Raw genomic sequence first — 20021 nt, 5'->3', positions numbered from 1 at the left:
AGGATTGTGGTCGTTATTGATGTGTTGTGGCAAGTTTTACTGCAAACGGCATAGCAGATTTTTGACGGTCCGCACATTTTGTTGAGATTTGTCGCAGAAAACCCCCGGCGCTATGGCTTTAGCTGAAGGGGTGCTGAAAGCAGGGGAATTTATCGGGAAAAGTGCTGAAGAGAGGTTAAGCAGAGGTTTGATGGCCTGAAGAATCCATTAGAGAACACGGGGTAAACGTCATAGTTTTGTCGAAAAGAGCCGGTAAGAAAGCCGGCTAATATCTTAGAACGGTGCGGAGTTGAGATAGACAGGAACCGAAAAGATCGAATCCCGCACCACATAAGAAGCTGGGCTCTGAAAATTATAAATGGTGCCTTTTATCGACAGATAGATCGCATCGTTCTCAACCTTCTTTAATGCGTCTTTATCCGTAGTTATCATGAAAGGCTGAATATCGCCTTCCAGGCTTGTTGCAAACTCTTTATCACTTTTCGCTGCATCATAGAGATAGAAACGGTATGAAAAGCCGGTCGTGGCACCTGCACTCGCCTCTGTGATATATAAATTAGCCAGGCTATTAACGTGTACTTTGTTGATAACCCGCTGATCGAGCAGTGAGACGTGCAGCGTTTGGTAAATCCCGACGATGACAAATATCATCAGAATAAATAGCAGATATGGTTTCTTAAAAACCCGAGCGTTTTGCATAGTCTATTCCCATTCTAATCCACGCCTGATCGTCTGGATCATCCCCATACGGTGAAGTAAGATACCAATCACCAAACGCGGGTTTACTCGTTCCTGCGCGGCTTTGCGCCCATCCAGCCGCCCTTAGCAGCACTTCTTCCGAAATTCCTGCTGCCTGACCTACTGCGCCATAGTGGAAATTACCAAAGTTAGCATACTGCCTGCCGCACTGGTTTTTGTAATCCCAAGGGCCATGCCCTCTTACCTGCTTGTAGAACCAGGCATAAGTCAGTGCTGAGGGACCGCGATGGAATCGAGCCATCATCATGTTTTTTATGATGCTGACGCCGGGCGGAGAAAACGAAGACACATCGAATGGCGGGTGAGGTGAGGCTGCTAATGTTGGGTATCTCATGCCTGAGCCCTCTCATTCCAGGCATCAGAAAAAATAATATTGCCGTCACAATGTTTCCAGGTAATTTTTTCATAACGAAGCTCTACGCACTCAAGGTGATTATGCTTCTCTTTAGCAGCGTCTTTGGTATCGTGCATCACCGGCGAAACACCAACAACCTTCACTCCTTCAAGTAAAATGTTGAAATATTCTGCTTCCTGACCAGAGTAATCGATACGATACCATTTGGACTCTGCTGATTTCAGTGTCTGGCCAGTAGCGACAGCTTTGTAGAGGTAAGGCGATGAGGAATCAAATTCCTTTTGGATGAGAACAGCAGAATGTCTTCGGGTGCCAGTGATCTTACCTGTCATTCCATCAGTGGGTATACTGAGATTATGGGAAAACCCTGTGATTTCAATGCTTCCCTCACGCCCTTGAACGTCAACAGATCCTTTTATTGCTGCACCACCGTCATCTTTAAGCCATAGATAAGCGGGTATAGCCATTTTCTTTCCCTCATGTTGTTATAAATATCCACAGGGAAAGTGTACCTGGTCGAACTTTGCAGAGTAAATTATCAAAATCAGTAAAGTTAGCGTTACTGAAACATCAGATTGCTAACGCTCCAACTCAAATTGGAAGGCTCAATTTTATCGAATGTAGATGCTAAAAAATGTTTGAAATCTGGCATTGTGCGATCACACATTCGCCTTACGAGCGGACGTGTTAAGTTCCAATTTATTGTTAAGCAAAGTGGCTCTGCCAATCTCAAAGTTGAACCTAAGGTGCCGTTGCGGCTTCCAGATTCACCAGATAGGTCATCGCGTCAAGGCTGCTGGTGCCGCACATATCCCGCGAAGGCTGTAATCCACCGCACACCTTCGGTCGTAGCGGGGAGCCAAAAATATTGCACAAATTGCGATCGTTAAGCTGAATACAGCGGGTGTTGGCCGGCTTGCCGTTGGGCATGCCCGGGATCGGACTGGAGATGGAAGGCGCAATACAGCAGGCTCCACAATCAATACGGCATTCCATCAGATAATCTCTACGCTAAGTTACAGGGCGCCACATTAGCAGAAGCCCTTTCGTTACGATACAGAATGTCGCGAATGTCAGATTATATCGTGAAGTGTGGCCTTATCCGCTGTAAACCACCGACGCTCGGGATATCCTCATGATTACAATTCCCGCTTTTTTCCGCTTAGCCATGCAGGCAGATCTTGCCTGAAAGCCCGGGCGCGAGTACCTTGTCGCGATAAATTTTCCTCTCTTCCACGTGAGATCCGTTTTATGCCAAGAGCGAATGAAATCAAAAAAGGTATGGCCATCAGCTACAACGGCAAACTGCTGTTGGTAAAAGACATTGATGTGCAAAGCCCAAGCGCACGCGGTGCGTCCACGCTGTACAAAATGCGCTTCACGGATGTACGCACCGGACTGAAGGTTGAAGAGCGCTTCAAAGGCGATGACATCCTCGACACGATTTCTCTCAGCCGCCGCCAGGTCACCTTCTCTTATATAGACGGTGACGAATACGTCTTTATGGATGACGAAGATTACACTCCGTATAACTTCAAGCAGGATCAGATCGAAGACGAACTGCTGTTCCTGCCAGAAGGCGGCATTCCGGGCATCCAGGTGCTGACGATGGATGGCCAGATCCTGGCGCTTGAGCTGCCGCAGACCGTGGATATGGAAATTGTTGAAACCACGCCGGGTATTAAAGGTGCCTCTGCCAGCGCCCGTACTAAGCCGGCAACGATGAGCACCGGTCTGGTTATCCAGGTACCGGAATACCTCAGCAACGGTGACAAGATCCGCATTCATATTCCCGAGCGTCGTTATATGAGCCGCGCAGACTAGTTCTGCCGGACAAGGGCGATGTGCAATGACATCGCTCTTTTTGTTATGTTATAACAAAAAGAAAACGCATTAACTGGAGCAATGATGACCCGGGTAAATTTGATCACCGGCTTTCTTGGCAGCGGAAAAACCACCACGCTGCGGCATTTACTGGCGAATAAACCCGACGGTGAAAAGTGGGCGGTACTGGTCAACGAATTTGGCGAAGTGGGTATTGATGGTGCGCTGCTGGCAGAAACCGGTGCCGTGCTGAAAGAGATCCCCGGCGGCTGTATGTGCTGTGTAAACGGGCTGCCCATGCAGGTCGGACTGAATATGCTGCTGAAGCAGTCAAAACCGGATCGGCTGCTGATTGAACCTACCGGTCTGGGTCATCCGAAACAGATCCTCGATATGCTATCGGCCAGCGTGTACGAACCCTGGATCGATCTGCGCGCCACGCTCTGCCTGCTCGATCCGCGCCAGCTGCTGGATGAACGGGTGGTGGATAATGAAAACTTCCGTGACCAGCTGGCCGCTGCCGACATCATTATTGCTAATAAACAGGATCGCTGGGACGACGCCAGCCGCCAGGCGCTGCTGAACTTCCAGCAGCAGTCAGCCTCCGGCCGCACGCTGGTTACCACCCAGCACGGCGAGATTGATGCGGCGCTGCTGGACACCCCACGCCGCAATCTGCGCGAATTACCCCATCCCGCCCATCATCATCACAGCACCGCACCATCGCGGCTGTCGGCACTCAAGCCTGACGACAACATGCCGTGGCGGCGAGCGCTGAATGAGGGCCAGGGATACTATGCCTGCGGCTGGGTTTTCAACGGCGATACGGTGTTTGATACCATCGGCCTGCTGGAGTGGGCAAGGCTGGCACCGGTTTCCCGGGTGAAAGGCGTCATGCGGATTGCGGAAGGTATGGTCAGCATTAATCGTCAGGGTGCAGACTTCCATATTGAGACCCGCAGCACCGAGCCCCCGGACAGTCGCATCGAACTTATCGACGATGCGCGCGCGGATTGGAACAGTTTGCAAACTTCTTTGTTGAAACTTCGTTTACACTATCAGGGATAATCTACGCCGCGACTTAGCTAATGACACTCTGGTATTTATGACGACTAAACGCTTACTGACCATCCTTTTACTCAATGCGCTGGGGTTAATCCTCTTTTTCTCCTGGTATCTTCCCGCAGGCCACGGCCAGTGGTTTGCCATCGATAAAGGGATTTTCTACTGGTTCAACGACCGCATGGTGACCAGTAAACCCCTGCTGTGGCTGGTAGCCATCACCAACTTCCGCGCATTTGACGGTGTCTCTCTGTTGGCGATGGGTGGTCTGTATCTGCACTTCTGGCGTCGTGAAACGCCGCAGGGCCGCCGCCGAATGCTGGCCATCGGCATCACCATGCTGATTACCGCCGTGGGCCTGAACCAGCTCGGCCATCTGATCCCGGTTTCACATGCCAGCCCGACGAAATACTTCCCGGACGTGCATCATGTCTCGCAGCTGACCGGTATTCCGACTAAAGACTCGTCAGCGGACAGTTTCCCCGGCGACCACGGCATGATGCTGATTATTTTCGCCTGCTTTATGCTGCGCTATTTCAGCCACCGCGCGTTTGCCGTGGCGGTGCTGATCGTACTGGTGTTTGCAATGCCGCGCGTGATGATTGGCGCCCACTGGTTTACCGACATTGCCGTCGGCTCCCTTTCCGTGGTGCTGGTGGGAATAAGCTGGTGGCTAATGACGCCGGCCAGCGACTATCTGGTGAACTGGCTCTACCGTCATTTACCGGGTAAATATAAACCGGCCAGGTAATTCCCCTTATAAACCTGCAGTACATTCCGCATTAAGGATAAATATTTTTCTTATCTTTAATGCGGATTAGAAATCAATTAGCACGCTAACGTAGTAAATCACTCAGAACATTTCATTATGTCCAGGCAGGTGAGATCGACAAGGTAACCAACTGTCATTCTTTGAGATTATTCCTAATCTCGCAGCCGCTATGCCTTCTGTCACAAAGCTGTGCTGTCTGGCACGCTAAAACCTCCATTATTGTCCGTTCTCTAACCAAATGCGTATCTGGTTATTTCACATCAAAAAAACCTATAAAAAAGTACTTAAAACCCCTCGCCATGGGCGTTGTAATGGGGTAACCTCGTTTCCGGTTAGGCAAAATGGGTAAAATATTTCGGTCTGTTACATTTTAAAACGTGCTCGCTAACACATTTTAAAGATTCCGAAATTGTCATCTTGTGATGCGCTAATTAATCTCGTTTCGTTTCGCATTTTAACTAACGACTCTGTCGTTAAGGACTTCAAGGGATTACAAACATAATGGTCAAGTCTCAACCTATTCTGAGATATATCCTGCGGGCAATCCCCGCCGTCGCATTTGCGGCACTTTTGTCAGCATGTAGTTCGAACAGCGGGCACAATGTACAAACTGATACTCATGCAGTTAAAGACCAGAATGGTTTTTTACTTCAAGCGTCTCAGGATGAATTCGAACAGATGGTTCAGAACGTGGATATTAAATCCCGTTTAATGGATCAATACGCAGACTGGAAAGGCGTGCGTTATCGTTTAGGCGGTACCAGCAAACGTGGCATTGATTGCTCAGCCTTTGTTCAGACTACGTTTCGTGAACAGTTTGGTTTAGATCTTCCTCGTTCCACTTATGAACAGGAAGACAGCGGAAAGAGTATCCAGCGCGCGAAACTGCGCCCGGGTGATTTAGTTCTGTTCCGCGCAGGCTCTACGGGGCGTCATGTTGGTATTTATATCGGTAATGACAACTTCGTACATGCATCGACCAGCAACGGCGTGATGATTTCTAATCTCAACGAATCGTACTGGAAAAATCGCTACCGCGATGCACGACGGGTTCTGAGCCGAACTCAAAGCTGATTTCATCGTTTGAAGTCTGCGAAACACGAGAGAAAAAGACGCTGCCCCGGCAGCGTTTTTTTTCGCCTGTTTTCCAGCAAAAAAACTATTGATAATCAAAAGAATATGAAGACAGAAACCCGCCGCCGTTATATCCTGCATTGCTTACACCAGAGAAGCTGTTTGTTACTAATAAATAATAAAAAACCGGCTATAACGGGAGATATCACCCCATGCCACTGCCAACAAACGTCACGCGACTGGTTCCCCAGCAGCGCAAGATAGTCTGTCTGAGTGCCGCCATTGGTTTTATTTTTTTTCTGTTGTTTATTGTTATTACCCTGAGTATCACCTGGAACCGCCATTCCGAAAGTCACAGCCGGCTGGCTGGCTACACGCAAAGCTACGTCATTAATCTGTTCGGTGAACTTCAGCAAACGCTTCAGCCTTTACAGGCCGCCGCCAGTATTGCCAGCTGCGACCAGATCCGTAATGACCTGATCCAGCGCGCCGCATTCGCACCCAATATTCGTGCCATTTTGCTGGTCAAAAACGGCGTTGCCTTTTGCTCGTCTGCCACCGGACCGATGTCACTGGCGGTAAAAAGCATTTCTCCCTTAACCGACATAGCTAAACCACTGGATGTTCGCCTGATCCCCGACACGCCAATGGTTCCGGGCAAACCCGCAATCGCCATTTGGCTGTCCGATGCCAATCACCCGTCCTACGGCGTGTTTGTCACTTTGAACGTTAACCTGACCCCTTACCTGCTGCTGACCTCCCGTCATCTGGAGATCGCCGGAATGGCGATAGCCACAAAAGATAACGCGTTAACCACCTGGAATGACGGAGTGGTTAAGCTTGCAGATTTGCCGCAGCATCCGCTGCGCACGATTTCCATTCCCGGTTACCCCATGACGCTCTATTTCTATGGGGAGACGCTTCCTGCGCGCGATGTTCATGTCATCCTTCTCGCCGGACTGTTACTCAGCATCATCGCCGCCTTTGCCTGTTTCCTTGCGCTTTTGCTGCGTCAGCGCCAGGGAAAGGAGATCCAGCTGGGTATGAAGCGTGGCGAATTTCACGTCGAGTACCAGCCGGTAATAGAAGCCAGCACCGGGCGAACTTACGGGCTTGAAGCCCTGTTGCGCTGGACACATCCGACCGAAGGCCGAATACCGCCCGACTCGTTTATCAGCTATGCCGAAGGCCAAAATCTGATCGTTCCGCTTACCCGGCATTTATTCCAGCTTGTGGCACGCGATGCGCATCAGCTGTGCCAGATTATCCCTGCCGGAACGCGTCTGGGTATTAATCTTTCCCCACTGCATTTAAGTTACCCGACTTTTCGTCAGGACGTGCTCGATTGGCTGGAAGCCATGCCGCAAAATCATTTCGAATATATTTTCGAAATTACCGAACGCGCTATGGTGGATGACAACAGCGCGGATGAAATCTTCCATTGGATCCGCCAGCAAAATATTAAAATTGCGATTGATGATTTTGGCACCGGCCACAGTGCGTTAATCTATCTGGAAAAGTTTAAATTTGATTACCTGAAGATCGATCGGGGTTTTGTTCTCAGCATTGGCACTGAAACCGTTAACTCTCCGGTACTGGACGCCGTGCTGAATCTGGCGCAGAAACTGAATCTGAATACGGTAGCCGAAGGCGTGGAAACCGCCGAGCAGGCGCTGTGGCTGATCAATGGCGGTATTACCCATATGCAGGGTTATTTATTCAGTCGGCCGCGAACAGTACCCCAGCTGGTGGATTATTTTATCGACCAGTCCGTGTCAAACGATCGCACGGTACTGGTTGGTTAGCATCAACTGTCAAAACGGGTAAAAAGGCTTAACTATCATTGCGCCCGGTTAGCTTTACTGTCAGTCTGACTTGCCTGTCTTTTTCAATAACCTTCGGGAGCCTGTTAAACCATGATTGTGCGCGTTGTTGCCCTTGCTTTATTCAGCCTGACCGCAGCCTGCGCGCAGGCTGAAAAGATTAATGAGAGCTACAGTTTTGCCCAGCTTGGTACTGCAAAATACGCCACAGGCTTCACGCATTTTGATTACACCAATCCCGCTGCGCCAAAAGGCGGCAGTATTACCCTCTCGGCAATTGGCACCTACGATAACTTTAACCGCTATGCCATGCGCGGCAGTCCCGGCGCGCGTACAGAAGCACTGTATGACAGCCTGTTCACCTCTTCCGATGATGAAGTGGGCAGTCTCTATCCGCTGATTGCCGAATACGCACGCTATCCCGACAATTATCGCTGGGTGGAAGTGAACATTAACCCGCTGGCGCGCTTCCAGGACGGCTCCGCCATTACCGCCGCCGATGTCGCCTTTAGCTTTAATATGTTTATGACTCAGGGCGTGCCGCAGTATCGGGTGTTCTACAAAGGGGTGACGGCTAAAGCGATTTCCCGACTGACGGTGCGCTTTGAACTGCCTCAGTCCGACCGCGACAAAATGCTGTCGCTGTTGTCATCACCGGTATTCCCGGAGAAATTCTGGAAAAATCGTAATCTGGGTGAGCCACTCCCCTACCCACCGCCATCGAGCGGACCCTATCGCATTACTGCCTATAAAGTCGGCCAGTCAATCACCTACTCGCGGGTAAAAGATTACTGGGCAGCAAACCTGCCGGTGAATAAGGGTCGTTTTAACTTCGACAAAATCCGCTACGACTATTATCTCGATGATAACGTGGCATTCGAGGCATTTAAGGCTGGCGCGTTTGATTTCCGGGCGGAAGGTTCGGCAAAAAAATGGGCCACGCAGTACAACGGCAATAACTTTGAACGCGGCTATATCATCAAAGATCCGGTGCCGAATACCGTCGCTACCGACACCAACTGGCTGGCCTTTAATATTCAGCGTCCGCAGTTTAGCGATCCGAAAGTGCGTGAAGCGCTGTCGCTGGTGTTTGATTTCGACTGGATGAACAAGGCGCTGTTTTATAATGCCTATAAGCGAGTCGACAGCTATTTCCAGAATACAGAGTACGCTGCACGCAACTACCCTGACGCCAGCGAACTGGAAATACTTGCCCCGCTAAAGGGGCAGTATCCACCTGAAGTCATTGATAAAATTTATCAACCGCCGACAACTGACGGCAGTGGATACGACCGGAGCAAACTGCTGCAGGCGCTCGATCTGTTAAAACAGGCCGGTTGGGAATTAAAGAACAGACAGCTGGTCAACGTTAAAACCGGCAAAGCAATGCGCTTCGAACTGCTGCTGCGTAGCGGCGGCAGCGACCAGTGGGTGCTACCGTTTCAACATAATCTGTCGCGTATCGGTATTACCATGGATGTACGCCAGGTGGACAGCTCGCAGTATCTTTCCCGCCTGCGCAGCCGTGATTTCGATATGCTGCCCTCGCCCTATGCCGCTTTTGCCACCCCCGATACCGGCCTGCAGTTTTACTGGGCCAGCAGCTATATCAATTCCAGCTACAACAGGCCGGGCGTCAATAGTCCGCTGGTCGATAATCTGATTGAACAGATTAACCAGCATCAGGGCGATAAACCGGCGCTGATCGCTCTGGGACGAGTGCTGGACCGGGTGCTGCTGTGGAACTACTACATGATCCCCATGTGGTACAGCGCCAGCGATCGTTATGCTTACTGGAATAAATTCTCGATGCCGACCACTCGCCCAACCTATTCGCTGGGCTTTGACAGCTGGTGGTACGATGTCAACAAAGCCGCACAGCTGCCGGCGCAGCGTCGTTAAGGAGCCTGACTGTGGGTGCGTATATTCTTCGTCGCTTACTGCTGATTATTCCCACCCTGTGGGCGATTATCACCATTAACTTTTTTATCGTGCAGATTGCACCAGGTGGCCCGGTCGATCAGGCCATTGCCAATATTGAGTTTGGACAGACCACCGGCCTGCCGGGTGCTGCCGGCGAAAACGCGGCCCACTCGCGAAGTTCGCTGAATGCCTCCCCCGCTGACGGTCAGTATCGCGGTTCCCGCGGTCTGGATCCTGAGGTGATTGCCGAGATCACCAAGCGCTACGGCTTTGATAAACCGCTGCACGAGCGTTACTTCACCATGCTGTGGAACTATATCCGCTTTGATTTCGGCGACAGCCTGTTCCGCAGCAGCTCTGTTATCCAGTTGATCAAAGAAAGCCTGCCGGTGTCGGTAACGCTGGGGCTATGGAGCACGCTGATTATTTATCTGGTTTCGATTCCGCTGGGCATCAAGAAGGCGGTACGCAACGGCAGCGCGTTTGATATCTGGAGCAGCACGGCGATAATCATCGGCTACGCCATTCCCTCTTTCCTGTTCGGTATCATGCTGATTGTGCTGTTTGCCGGAGGCAGCTACCTCGACTGGTTCCCACTGCGCGGACTGGTCTCACCGCAGTTCGACAGCCTGCCGTGGTATGGCAAAATCACCGACTATCTCTGGCATATCACCCTGCCGGTGCTGGCGACGGTAATCGGTGGCTTTGCGACGCTGACCATGCTGACTAAAAACTCGTTTCTTGATGAAATCCGCAAACAGTACGTCGTTACCGCCCGGGCCAAAGGGCTGGATGAGGAGAAAATTCTTTACCGCCACGTGTTCCGAAACGCCATGCTGTTAGTGATCGCCGGTTTCCCCGCCACCTTTATCAGCATGTTCTTTACCGGCTCGCTGCTGATTGAGGTGATGTTCTCGCTTAACGGCCTGGGTCTGCTGGGCTACGACGCGACCATTCAACGCGATTATCCGGTGATGTTTGGCACGCTGTACATTTTCACGCTGATCGGGTTACTGCTGAACATTATCAGCGATATCACCTACACGCTGGTCGATCCGCGTATTGATTTCGAGGGGCGCTGATGAGCCATTTAAATCCGATTAATCAGGCCCGCTGGGCGCGGTTTAAGCATAACCGCCGCGGATACTGGTCGCTGTGGATCTTCCTGGTGTTTTTCGTGCTTTGCCTCGGCTCCGAACTGCTGGCGAACGATAAGCCGCTGGTGGTGCACTATCAAGATCGGACCTATTTCCCGCTGGTGGTGAACTATACCGAAAGTGATTTTGGCGGGCCGCTGGACACCCCGGCAGATTATCAGGACCCATGGCTGAAGCAGCGGCTGGACAGCGCGGGTTGGGCTATCTGGGCTCCAATCCGCTTCGGCGATAATACAATTAACTTTGCCAGCACCCGCCCCTTCCCTTCCCCGCCCTCGCTGGAAAACTGGCTGGGCACCGATGCTAACGGTGGAGACGTGCTGGCACGCATTCTCTACGGCACGCGGATTTCCCTGATGTTTGGCCTGATGCTGACGCTGTTTTCCAGCGTGATTGGCATTATCGTCGGCGCAACCCAGGGCTATTTTGGCGGTAAAGTCGATCTGTGGGGACAGCGTATTATTGAGGTCTGGTCGGGCATGCCGACGTTATTCCTGATTATCCTGCTCTCCAGCGTGGTGCAGCCCGGCTTCTGGTGGCTGCTGGCGATTACCGTGATTTTCGGCTGGATGAGCCTGGTCGGCGTGGTTCGCGCGGAATTTCTCCGCACGCGTAACTTCGACTACATCCGCGCCGCACAGGCGATGGGGGTCAGCGACTGGCGCATTATGTCGCGGCATATGTTGCCGAATGCGATGGTCGCCACGCTGACCTTCCTGCCGTTTATTCTTTGCGGATCGATCACCACGCTGACCTCGCTGGATTTTCTTGGCTTCGGGCTGCCAATGGGTTCGCCGTCGCTGGGGGAGCTCCTGCTACAGGGTAAAAATAATCTACAGGCTCCGTGGCTGGGGCTGACCGCCTTCTTCTCGCTCGCGATCCTGCTGTCACTGTTAATTTTTATTGGTGAAGCCGTGCGCGACGCCTTTGACCCGAGCAAGGTACACTGATATGGCGCTACTTTCGATTCAGGATCTGAGCATTGCTTTTCGCCAGGGCGGCGTTGAACGGCGCGTGGTGGACGGGCTTTCGCTTTCGGTGGATGCCGGTGAAACCGTGGCGCTGGTCGGCGAGTCAGGCTCAGGTAAAAGCGTGACGGCGCTGTCGGTGATGCGGCTACTGCCTTCACCGCCGGTGGTTTACCCGCAGGGTGATATCCAGTTTGCCGGTCAGAGCGTGCTGCATGCCGATGAACGCACGCTGCGCGGCCTGCGCGGTAACCGTATAGCGATGATTTTTCAGGAACCGATGGTTTCGCTAAACCCACTGCACAACATAGAAAAGCAGCTTTATGAAGTGCTGTCACTGCATCGCGGGATGCGCCGGGAAGCCGCACGGGCCGAAATGCTCAGCTGCCTGGAACGTGTGGGCATCCGCAATGCAACCAGGCGATTAAATGATTTTCCCCACCAGCTTTCCGGCGGCGAGCGCCAGCGCGTAATGATTGCTATGGCGCTGCTGACTCAGCCCGAACTGTTAATTGCCGACGAACCCACGACCGCACTGGATGTGACGGTACAGGCGCAGATCCTCACCCTGCTGAAGGAGCTGAAGCAGGAGCTGAATATGGGCCTGCTGTTTATCACCCATAACCTGAATATTGTGCGCCAGCTTGCGGATAGCGTAACCGTGATGCGCAACGGCCAGGCTGTGGAACATAACAGCACACAGCAGCTCTTTGCCGCACCGCAGCATCCTTATACTCGCCAGCTGCTGGATGCTGAGCCAGAAGGCCGGCCGGAACCCGCGGATACTCAACAGGCACCGTTGCTGAAAGTGGATAACTTACAGGTAGCGTTCCCGATTAAAAAGGGGCTGATGCGCCGCACGGTGGGCTATCATCATGCATTAAAATCGCTGAGTTTTAGCCTGCATCCGGGTGAAACGCTCGGTCTGGTTGGGGAATCCGGCTCCGGTAAAAGCACCACCGGACTGGCGCTGCTGCGGCTGATTGCTTCCGGTGGCGATATCTGGTTTAACAACCAGCCGCTGCACCAGTGGAACCGCAAGCAGATGCTGCCAGTGCGCCGTCAGATCCAGGTGGTGTTTCAGGACCCTAACTCGGCGCTGAATCCGCGGCTTAACGTGCTGCAAATCATTGCAGAAGGGCTACAGGTTCACCACCCCGAGCTGGATGCCGGGCAGCGGGAAGCAAAGGTGATTACCGCAATGGAAGAGGTCGGCCTGGACCCCGAAACGCGCCAGCGCTATCCGGCAGAGTTTTCCGGCGGTCAGCGCCAGCGTATCGCCATCGCCCGCGCGCTAATCCTGCAACCGCAGCTGATCATTCTGGATGAACCAACCTCGTCACTGGACCGTTCGGTGCAGAAACAGATCCTCGCCCTGCTGAAACAGCTTCAGCAACAGCACCGGCTGGCCTACATCTTTATCAGCCACGATTTGCAGGTGGTGCGTTCGCTTTGTCATCAGGTCGTGGTGCTACAGCAGGGAGAAGTAGTCGAACAGGGAGAATGTGAGAAGATTTTTAATACGCCACAGCAGGAATACACTCGCCAGCTGCTGATGCTGGCCTGATCGCGAGATCGACGTGCTGCTACGGGTTTAGTTATGACGTTCTGCGGCCGGGTCAGGCTTAATCAAAACGTCTGGCGGTGGGGACAAGCTTGTTCAAATGTGGTGAGACTCAGCCTGACCTAATCGCGGCGTTCACCGGCAAAGGTTTCAGCAATACCGACGCCGAAATTCTTCAGGCGGCAGGTGGTGGTGCATTCATCCTGCCGATGAACAAACAGGCAGGGCTCGCCTTCCAGCTCCAGCACGGAACACTCCAGCTGCATATCAGCCAGTGCCAGTTTGATATTCTGCATAATTTCCCATGCAGAATCACCGTTGTGGCTCAGCAGGCGCAGCCCGATCAAGTCGTCATCGCTGTTTAACACATTGGCAGCTTGCGGTTCTACGGTGAAGCCGACAGGCCCACCGCAGCGTCGATAACTGGCTGGCAAACGATGTACCACTGAATGTTGTAATGTATTCAACATAGTCCCCCCCAGAGTGACTTTTAAACAATTTTTTCACAATTATTTTACAAGGTAAATCATCAATTGTGGAAATAACTTTAACGTGCTGATAAACAGCATTATTTATCTCAGGCAGTTTTAATTACCTGACTTATCCACATTTTTTATAGTCTTTTTTTGAGAGGTAACTCTCATTTATTCGCTATATTTACCGCGTTACCCTCGGGATCACAACCGTTTTCGTAGCAATATTGTTACTTTTTCAGGGTTAGCATTTCACAAATAATCAACAGAACGGTGAAAATGTCCGGTACTTGATCAAATGCATCACTGCCCGGCTACAGTCAGGCGTGCCCGGGTACGGAAGAGAAACAACCCGCGAAGAGGCAGGAAGAACGATTCGAAGATCGATATCTGAAGCGGATTAACGGATTGCAGCAGATACCCTGTACCTGAACACAGGGCTCTGGGTATTGGGAATACTACCGGGCCAAAAGCGGCCCGGCATTAGAATCAGGCGGACTGAGCGTAACGCGGGCGCGCCGCATAAAGGAACAGAACAACCGATAGCGTGGCGCAGATAAAGATCGCTGTGACCATCGGCCACGCGCTGTTAAAGGTCATGGTAGACAGCAGCGCCCCGGCCAGCGCGCCCACACCAAAACGCAGCGTGCCCGCCAGGGAAGAAGCGGTTCCCGCCATATGAGGGAATTCATCCAGGATCACCGCCATCGCATTCGATGACACCATCGCTACACAGCCGATAAACATCGCCACGCCAAACACCAGCGGCAGGAAGCCGAGATCCAGCGCGCTAACCAGCAGCAGCCAAACCGCCATAGTGAACTGGACCAGCAGACCAAAGCGGAACATCGCCAGCGGACCAAAACGCCGAACGCAGCGGCTGTTCAGCAGCGTCATCAGGAACAGGAACACCACGTTCAGCGCAAAGTAGTAGCCAAAATGCTGCGGCGAAATATGGTTCAGCTCGATGTAAACGAATGGCCCGGCGTTCAGGAATGAAAACAGCCCGGCAAACGAACAGCCGCTGGCCAGCATATAGCTGAACACCCGCTTATGGCGAAACAGCGACAGGAAATTACCCAGCGTGGTACGCAAATTAAACCGCTGTCGCTTCTCCTTCGGCAACGTTTCCTTTATCTGGGTTACCACCAGCAGCGTGGTAATGATCGCGGCCACGGAAATCGTCCAGAAAATAGCGTGCCAGCTCCAGATCAGCAGCAGCCAGCCACCGACGATCGGTGCCAGCAGCGGTGCCACGGTGGTCACCAGCATCACGAACGACATCATGCGCGAGAATTCCTCTTTCGAGTAGCTGTCGCGCATCAGAGCGCTGATCACCACGCTGCCCGCCGCCGCCGACAGGCCGTGCAGGAAACGCATATTGATCAGCTGCTCAATACTCAGCGAAAGCGCACAGGCGGCGGCAGCCACCGCAAAGATCAGCGTGCCCACCGCAATCACCGGCTTGCGGCCAAAGCTGTCCGCCAGCGGCCCATAGATAAGCTGACCAAGTGCAAAGCCAAGAATGTAGGCGTTGAGCGTCATCTGTACGCTGCCCGCCGACACGCCAAACTCGCGAGCAATCTGCGGCAGCGCAGGCAGGTACATATCGATCGAAAGTGGCATCAGCATCGCCAACAGACCGAGGATCACCACCAATCCTGCGGAAGAATTCTTATCCTTTGACACTCACTGCCCCTTTGAAATTATTGTGCGCTAGCGCGCCAGCCCAACGCTGGCGACTTCTTCCTCAGTCAGCGCGCGGTACTCACCCGGCTCCAGATCGGCGTCCAGACTGATATCACCAATACGTTCGCGATGCAGCTCCACCACGCGGTTCCCCACCGCGGCGAACATCCGTTTAACCTGATGGTAACGACCTTCACTGATGGTCAGGCGCACGTGATGTTCGTCGAGCGCTTCCAGCACCGCCGGTTTGGTCAGCGTCTTCTCATTGTGCAACTGCACGCCTTCGGCAAACTGCTGCGCCGTGTCGTCGCCCAGCGGATGCTCAAGAGTCACCAGATAGGTTTTCTCGCAGTGGTGGCGAGGAGAAGTAATACGGTGTGACCACTGACCGTCATCGGTCATCAGCACCAGACCGGTGGTATCAATATCCAGCCGTCCGGCGGCATGCAGCTTATAGGCGGTCGGCTCGGCGAGGAAATAAAGCACGGTAGGATGATCGGGATCGTCGGTAGAACACACATAACCCACCGGCTTATTCAGCATGAAATAGCGCGGCCCCAGCTGCTGCTGCAGCGGATTACCGTCAAACTCCACCAGACTTTCAGGGGTCAGTTTAAACGAGCCATCGCGCACGACTTCGCCGTCAACGGTCACTCTTTTTGCTCGCAGCTCACGTGCGGCGATGGCGCGGCTGACTTCCAGCTGCTGGGATAAAAACTTATCAAGTCGCATTAACTCTGCACTGCCTGTATTTTGGAATGAAAACTGACGATTAACGTCTTGTGATGTGGCGCGAAGCGCTCATCCAGAATGGAATGCACAGTATAGCCGCAGAAGTCCCTGCATCACAGAGGGAATAGTCCTCATAACGCCCTTTCGTGGCATAATAGCCAAATATTTTTTCCGCAGTGAGTGTTCATGTCTTTTACCCTACGCCCCTATCAACAGGAAGCGGTGGATGCCACCGTCAGCTACTTTCGCCGCTCCGCCGAGCCGGCGGTCATCGTGCTGCCGACCGGCGCGGGCAAAAGCCTGGTGATTGCCGAACTGGCCCGCGTGGCGCGTGGTCGGGTACTGGTGCTGGCGCATGTCAAAGAACTGGTGGCGCAGAATCACGCGAAATATCAGGCTTATGATCTGGAGGCGGACATCTTTGCCGCCGGACTACAGCGTAAAGAGAGCCAGGCAAAAGTGGTGTTCGGCAGCGTGCAGTCGGTGGCACGAAACCTGGCGCAGTTTGACGACCGTTTTTCACTGCTGATTGTTGATGAGTGCCATCGCATCAGTGATGCCGACGACAGCCAGTATCAGCAAATCATCAACCAACTGCGTCAGCGCAATCCACAACTGCGCCTGCTTGGCCTTACCGCCACGCCTTACCGGCTGGGGAAAGGTTGGATCTATCAGTTCCACTATCACGGCATGGTGCGCGGCAGCGAGCAGGCGATGTTTCGCGACTGCATCTATGAGCTTCCGCTACGCTATATGATTAAGAACGGCTTTCTGGTACCGCCCGAGCGGCTGGACATGCCGGTCGTGCAGTATGATTTCAGCCGTCTACAGGCGCAGGAAAATGGCCTGTTCAGCGAGGCCGATCTCAACCGTGAACTGAAACAGCAGCAGCGCATCACGCCGCATATCATTCAGCAGATCGTCGAATTTGCTCAAGAGCGTCAGGGAGTGATGATCTTTGCCGCTACCGTTGAGCATGCCAGAGAAATTCTCGGCCTGCTGCCGGACAGTAAAGCCTTAATCAGCGCCGGAACGCCCGCCGCCGAACGCGACGCGTTGATTACCGCCTTCAAGGCGCGTGAGCTGCTATATATGGTCAACGTCGCGGTACTGACCACGGGCTTTGATGCGCCCCACGTCGACCTGATTGCCATTCTGCGCCCCACCGAATCGGTCAGCCTTTACCAGCAGATTGTCGGCCGCGGACTGCGCCTCAGTCCGGGGAAAAGCGACTGCCTGATCCTCGACTACGCCGGTAATCCCCACGATTTGTTCACGCCGGAAGTGGGGACGCCAAAAGGGAAAAGTGACAATAAGCCAGTGCAGGTTTTCTGCCCCGGCTGCGGTTTCGCCAACACCTTCTGGGGGAAAACCACCGCCGACGGCACGATTATTGAGCACTTTGGCCGCCGCTGCCAGGGCGTGCTGGAGGATGATGAAGGCAACCGCGAACAGTGTGACTATCGCTTTCGCTTCAAGAACTGCCCGCAGTGCAATGCCGAAAATGATATTGCCGCCCGTCGCTGCCGCGAGTGCGACACGATTCTGGTCGATCCCGACGATATGCTGAAAGCCGCGCTGAAGCTGAAGGATGCGCTGGTACTGCGCTGTGCGGCCATGGTGCTGGAGGCCGGAAGCGACGAGCACGGCGAATGGCTGAAGGTGCGCTACTTCGATGAAGAGGCCAGCGAGGTGAGCGAGCGTTTCCGGTTGAAAAGCCCGGCGCAGCGCACCGCCTTGGAGCAGCTTTTTTTACGCCCGCACCAGCGCGCACCGGGCGTGCCGCTGAACTGGAAAACGGCTGACGATATCATCAGCCTCCAGCCGCTGCTGCGCCATCCCGATTTTGTTGTCGCCCGCAAACAGCGCCATTTCTGGCAGGTGCGGGAAAAAGTCTTTGATTACCAGGGACGTTTTCGCCGGGCTAATGAGCTGCGCTGAGTTTATTACGTTGCCCACAGCGGCAAACGAGGCTATAATGCCGCCCGCTTTTGCTATGCAAAAGCTGAACAATCCGCCTGCTGCTGGGTCGCCTGTAGCAGGGACAAAAACTGAAGAGACTTTAAAATGTTCACTATCAATGCAGAAGTACGTAAAGAGCAGGGTAAGGGTGCGAGCCGCCGCCTGCGTGTAGCTAACAAATTCCCAGCTATCGTTTACGGTGGCAAAGAAGAAGCTATCGCTATCGAACTGGACCACGACTCCGTAATGAACATGCAGGCTAAGCCTGGTTTTTACGAAGAAGTGCTGACTCTGGTTGCAGATGGCAAAGAAATCAAAGTTAAAGTGCAGGCTGTTCAGCGTCACCCGTTCAAGCCAAAACTGCACCACATCGACTTCGTTCGCGCTTAATCGCTCGTTCGTTACAGATGTAAAAGAAACGCCGCATATGCGGCGTTTTTTTTATGCTGAATTCGGGCAGACCTGAAATCAGATCCGCCCTATGCGGCTACTTACCGCTGGTGCGGCGCTGCAATTGATCGCGAAGATTCGGCGGCGTGCCTTTAATGGTCAGCGTATCGGTGGTCGGGTCCCAGAAAATACGCTCGCCCAGCAGCATAGCGTCAAAATTAAGGGTTAAACCACCGCCGCTACCGGCAAACTTGGTCAGCTGACGCAGGGTGCTGCGATCGGCCGGGAAGCTATCTTCCAGCTCGTAGCCCTGCTCGGCGGTAAACGCCTGGAAGGTTTTTTCACCCAGCGGCGCCAGCTCTTCCGACAGCCCCTGAAGTTCGATCTCTTCACCCGCCTGCAGCTGCTCGTTGCAATAGCTGTAAACCTGCTGACGGTAGTTCTGCCGCTCGTTTTTATCGAGGCTGGCTTCCGCGCAATAGTCATCCACCGCCTGCAGCAGCCCACGGTTCTGCGCCTTGGTATCCAGACCCACGCTGGCACCGAGGAAGTCCATAAAGAAGTCGGCGACTTTGCGCCCTACCCGACCGCGCAGGAAGGTCAGATAACGGGTCGATTCAGGGTTAGCTTCCCACTCGGTCAAATCGACGCGCGCCACGATATCGGCATGATTAATATCCAGGAACTGCGTGCTGCTGATATCCAGCTCTTCGTTCACGCGCATACTGTTCTGGCTGCTCAGCACGGCGATCAACAGATAGTTTACCGCCAGGTAGCGGTAGTGACCAAACAGCACCACGCCACTTTCTGCAAAGGGATATTTACCCAGTTCATCGCGCAGGCGGCCGGTGGCGGCACGGCTGAAAGCCAGAAAATCATCCTCGCCTTTGCGGCAGTTGCGCAGCGCCTCGGCCAGCTCGCTCTCTTCGTTGAACAGGCCATAGGCTTTACTTTTGGCGCTGTAAACGCGGTGCAGCTCTTCCATCATGGCGGTAACCGCCGGGGTGGACGGCAGCAGCGAATCACGCAGAACCAGATCCAGCGTCTGTTCATCACGTTTGATCAACTGATGAAGGGCAATCTGGTCGATATCCAGACTCATGGTAAACTCTCCTTTTGGCACAGGCGCGTATTCAATCACCGAGTGCTATTTCGATCAACCAATCAGCAACAACATTAACCCGTTGCTGACGATAAAAATGCAGAAAAAAACGTGCTGTTACGGTAAAATGACGCCTTTTAAATCTCAGTAAAATAGACGCTATGGCACAATCATCCCGTTACAGTAACGAACGCGTGGAAAAAATCCTCGCAGAACTGGTCCAGGTACTGGAAAAAAACCAGACTCCTACCGATCTTTCCCTGATGGTTTTGGGAAATATGGTGACCAACCTGCTCAATACCAGCGTTGCACCTGCGCAGCGCCAGACTATGGCTCGTTCGTTTGCCGAAGCGCTTCAGGCGTCGGTACGCGAAGATAAAGCCCACTGATGA

At 53.1% G+C, this 20021-nt stretch carries 20 protein-coding genes; 12 read left to right on the top strand and 8 right to left on the bottom strand.

The genetic code is table 11. The features are described 5' to 3' along the window. Positions 1 to 273: 273 nt before the first annotated feature. From IBT47_RS15600 to IBT47_RS15585, 4 genes are all read right to left on the bottom strand, one after another. Positions 274 to 699 carry a hypothetical protein gene (locus IBT47_RS15600; protein WP_200561295.1) on the bottom strand — a complete coding sequence of 142 codons (426 nt, stop codon included), beginning with the start codon at positions 697 to 699 and terminating at the stop codon, positions 274 to 276. Beyond that, complete coding sequence (locus IBT47_RS15595) at positions 677 to 1093, bottom strand: polymorphic toxin type 44 domain-containing protein (RefSeq protein WP_200561293.1); 417 nt, start codon at positions 1091 to 1093, stop codon at positions 677 to 679. The genes IBT47_RS15600 and IBT47_RS15595 overlap by 23 nt, the downstream gene beginning before the upstream one ends. Beyond that, positions 1090 to 1581: an Hcp family type VI secretion system effector gene (locus tag IBT47_RS15590; RefSeq protein WP_200561291.1), complete on the bottom strand. Its 492-nt coding sequence runs from the start codon at positions 1579 to 1581 to the stop codon at positions 1090 to 1092. The genes IBT47_RS15595 and IBT47_RS15590 overlap by 4 nt, the downstream gene beginning before the upstream one ends. 274 nt (positions 1582 to 1855) lie before the next feature. Further along, entirely contained in the window at positions 1856 to 2110 is a 255-nt protein-coding gene (locus IBT47_RS15585; protein ID WP_105591334.1) for a YkgJ family cysteine cluster protein, read from the bottom strand. 255 nt (positions 2111 to 2365) lie between these two features. Here IBT47_RS15585 and yeiP point away from each other — a divergent pair, with 255 nt between their 5' ends. From yeiP to yejF, 9 genes are all read left to right on the top strand, one after another. Further along, positions 2366 to 2938: an elongation factor P-like protein YeiP gene (gene yeiP / locus IBT47_RS15580; RefSeq protein WP_105591333.1), complete on the top strand. Its 573-nt coding sequence runs from the start codon at positions 2366 to 2368 to the stop codon at positions 2936 to 2938. An 84-nt stretch (positions 2939 to 3022) separates the two neighbouring features. Then, the gene (locus tag IBT47_RS15575; protein ID WP_200561353.1) at positions 3023 to 4006 is read left to right on the top strand and encodes a GTP-binding protein; all 984 of its coding nucleotides are present in this window, start codon (positions 3023 to 3025) and stop codon (positions 4004 to 4006) included. A gap of 37 nt (positions 4007 to 4043) precedes the next feature. Continuing rightward, on the top strand, positions 4044 to 4751 hold the full coding sequence (locus tag IBT47_RS15570) for a phosphatase PAP2 family protein (RefSeq protein WP_200561289.1): 708 nt from the start codon (positions 4044 to 4046) through the stop codon (positions 4749 to 4751). A 522-nt stretch (positions 4752 to 5273) separates the two neighbouring features. After that, positions 5274 to 5846: a bifunctional murein DD-endopeptidase/murein LD-carboxypeptidase gene (mepS, locus tag IBT47_RS15565; RefSeq protein WP_105591330.1), complete on the top strand. Its 573-nt coding sequence runs from the start codon at positions 5274 to 5276 to the stop codon at positions 5844 to 5846. 212 nt (positions 5847 to 6058) lie between these two features. Then, positions 6059 to 7651, top strand: coding sequence for a cyclic di-GMP phosphodiesterase (locus IBT47_RS15560; RefSeq protein ID WP_200561287.1), 1593 nt, complete (start codon positions 6059 to 6061; stop codon positions 7649 to 7651). A 111-nt stretch (positions 7652 to 7762) separates the two neighbouring features. Next, complete coding sequence (locus IBT47_RS15555; protein WP_200561285.1) at positions 7763 to 9571, top strand: extracellular solute-binding protein; 1809 nt, start codon at positions 7763 to 7765, stop codon at positions 9569 to 9571. Between the two features lie 11 nt (positions 9572 to 9582). Beyond that, complete coding sequence (locus tag IBT47_RS15550; RefSeq protein WP_105591327.1) at positions 9583 to 10674, top strand: microcin C ABC transporter permease YejB; 1092 nt, start codon at positions 9583 to 9585, stop codon at positions 10672 to 10674. Further along, the gene (locus IBT47_RS15545) at positions 10674 to 11699 is read left to right on the top strand and encodes a microcin C ABC transporter permease (RefSeq protein ID WP_200561283.1); all 1026 of its coding nucleotides are present in this window, start codon (positions 10674 to 10676) and stop codon (positions 11697 to 11699) included. The genes IBT47_RS15550 and IBT47_RS15545 overlap by 1 nt, the downstream gene beginning before the upstream one ends. A 1-nt stretch (position 11700) precedes the next feature. Continuing rightward, on the top strand, positions 11701 to 13284 hold the full coding sequence (gene yejF, locus IBT47_RS15540) for a microcin C ABC transporter ATP-binding protein YejF (protein ID WP_200561281.1): 1584 nt from the start codon (positions 11701 to 11703) through the stop codon (positions 13282 to 13284). Positions 13285 to 13403: 119 nt separating this feature from the next. Here the strand turns inward: yejF and IBT47_RS15535 are convergent, their stop codons facing one another. The 3 genes from IBT47_RS15535 to rsuA form a co-directional block, all read right to left on the bottom strand. Then, entirely contained in the window at positions 13404 to 13751 is a 348-nt protein-coding gene (locus IBT47_RS15535; RefSeq protein WP_105591324.1) for a YejG family protein, read from the bottom strand. A 492-nt stretch (positions 13752 to 14243) separates the two neighbouring features. Then, positions 14244 to 15443 carry a Bcr/CflA family multidrug efflux MFS transporter gene (locus tag IBT47_RS15530; RefSeq protein WP_200561279.1) on the bottom strand — a complete coding sequence of 400 codons (1200 nt, stop codon included), beginning with the start codon at positions 15441 to 15443 and terminating at the stop codon, positions 14244 to 14246. A gap of 27 nt (positions 15444 to 15470) precedes the next feature. Then, entirely contained in the window at positions 15471 to 16175 is a 705-nt protein-coding gene (gene rsuA, locus IBT47_RS15525) for a 16S rRNA pseudouridine(516) synthase RsuA (protein WP_200561277.1), read from the bottom strand. Positions 16176 to 16361: 186 nt separating this feature from the next. Between rsuA and IBT47_RS15520 the strand changes: the two genes are divergently transcribed. Beyond that, positions 16362 to 18116, top strand: a complete 1755-nt coding sequence (locus IBT47_RS15520) for a DEAD/DEAH box helicase (RefSeq protein WP_200561275.1) — start codon at positions 16362 to 16364, stop codon at positions 18114 to 18116. A 126-nt stretch (positions 18117 to 18242) separates the two neighbouring features. Further along, a complete protein-coding gene (gene rplY, locus IBT47_RS15515) occupies positions 18243 to 18527 on the top strand; it encodes a 50S ribosomal protein L25 (RefSeq protein WP_105591320.1) in 285 nt (94 codons plus the stop codon). A gap of 97 nt (positions 18528 to 18624) precedes the next feature. Here the strand turns inward: rplY and yejK are convergent, their stop codons facing one another. Further along, positions 18625 to 19629, bottom strand: coding sequence for a nucleoid-associated protein YejK (gene yejK / locus IBT47_RS15510; RefSeq protein ID WP_200561273.1), 1005 nt, complete (start codon positions 19627 to 19629; stop codon positions 18625 to 18627). Positions 19630 to 19790: 161 nt separating this feature from the next. On the opposite strand from yejK, the gene IBT47_RS15505 reads away from it, so the two are divergent. After that, on the top strand, positions 19791 to 20018 hold the full coding sequence (locus tag IBT47_RS15505; protein ID WP_200561271.1) for a YejL family protein: 228 nt from the start codon (positions 19791 to 19793) through the stop codon (positions 20016 to 20018). Positions 20019 to 20021: the final 3 nt, after the last annotated feature.

It is taken from the genome of Erwinia sp. S43, from assembly GCF_016624745.1.
GTDB lineage: Bacteria > Pseudomonadota > Gammaproteobacteria > Enterobacterales > Enterobacteriaceae > Erwinia > Erwinia coffeiphila.
Note: the sequence above shows the minus strand (reverse complement) of the source record. Positions and strands in the feature narration are given on the sequence as shown.

Bases quoted from the DNA above. Each gene is read 5' to 3' on its own strand.
- yejK (WP_200561273.1), bottom strand. From the start codon at position 19,629: ATGAGTCTGGATATCGACCAGATTGCCCTTCATCAGTTGATCAAACGT.
- IBT47_RS15590 (WP_200561291.1), bottom strand. From the start codon at position 1,581: ATGGCTATACCCGCTTATCTATGGCTTAAAGATGACGGTGGTGCAGCA.
- mepS (WP_105591330.1), top strand. From the start codon at position 5,274: ATGGTCAAGTCTCAACCTATTCTGAGATATATCCTGCGGGCAATCCCC.
- IBT47_RS15595 (WP_200561293.1), bottom strand. From the start codon at position 1,093: ATGAGATACCCAACATTAGCAGCCTCACCTCACCCGCCATTCGATGTG.
- rplY (WP_105591320.1), top strand. From the start codon at position 18,243: ATGTTCACTATCAATGCAGAAGTACGTAAAGAGCAGGGTAAGGGTGCG.
- rsuA (WP_200561277.1), bottom strand. From the start codon at position 16,175: ATGCGACTTGATAAGTTTTTATCCCAGCAGCTGGAAGTCAGCCGCGCC.
- IBT47_RS15535 (WP_105591324.1), bottom strand. From the start codon at position 13,751: ATGTTGAATACATTACAACATTCAGTGGTACATCGTTTGCCAGCCAGT.
- IBT47_RS15600 (WP_200561295.1), bottom strand. From the start codon at position 699: ATGCAAAACGCTCGGGTTTTTAAGAAACCATATCTGCTATTTATTCTG.
- IBT47_RS15560 (WP_200561287.1), top strand. From the start codon at position 6,059: ATGCCACTGCCAACAAACGTCACGCGACTGGTTCCCCAGCAGCGCAAG.
- IBT47_RS15505 (WP_200561271.1), top strand. From the start codon at position 19,791: ATGGCACAATCATCCCGTTACAGTAACGAACGCGTGGAAAAAATCCTC.
- IBT47_RS15555 (WP_200561285.1), top strand. From the start codon at position 7,763: ATGATTGTGCGCGTTGTTGCCCTTGCTTTATTCAGCCTGACCGCAGCC.
- yejF (WP_200561281.1), top strand. From the start codon at position 11,701: ATGGCGCTACTTTCGATTCAGGATCTGAGCATTGCTTTTCGCCAGGGC.
- IBT47_RS15585 (WP_105591334.1), bottom strand. From the start codon at position 2,110: ATGGAATGCCGTATTGATTGTGGAGCCTGCTGTATTGCGCCTTCCATC.
- IBT47_RS15545 (WP_200561283.1), top strand. From the start codon at position 10,674: ATGAGCCATTTAAATCCGATTAATCAGGCCCGCTGGGCGCGGTTTAAG.
- yeiP (WP_105591333.1), top strand. From the start codon at position 2,366: ATGCCAAGAGCGAATGAAATCAAAAAAGGTATGGCCATCAGCTACAAC.
- IBT47_RS15575 (WP_200561353.1), top strand. From the start codon at position 3,023: ATGACCCGGGTAAATTTGATCACCGGCTTTCTTGGCAGCGGAAAAACC.
- IBT47_RS15520 (WP_200561275.1), top strand. From the start codon at position 16,362: ATGTCTTTTACCCTACGCCCCTATCAACAGGAAGCGGTGGATGCCACC.
- IBT47_RS15570 (WP_200561289.1), top strand. From the start codon at position 4,044: ATGACGACTAAACGCTTACTGACCATCCTTTTACTCAATGCGCTGGGG.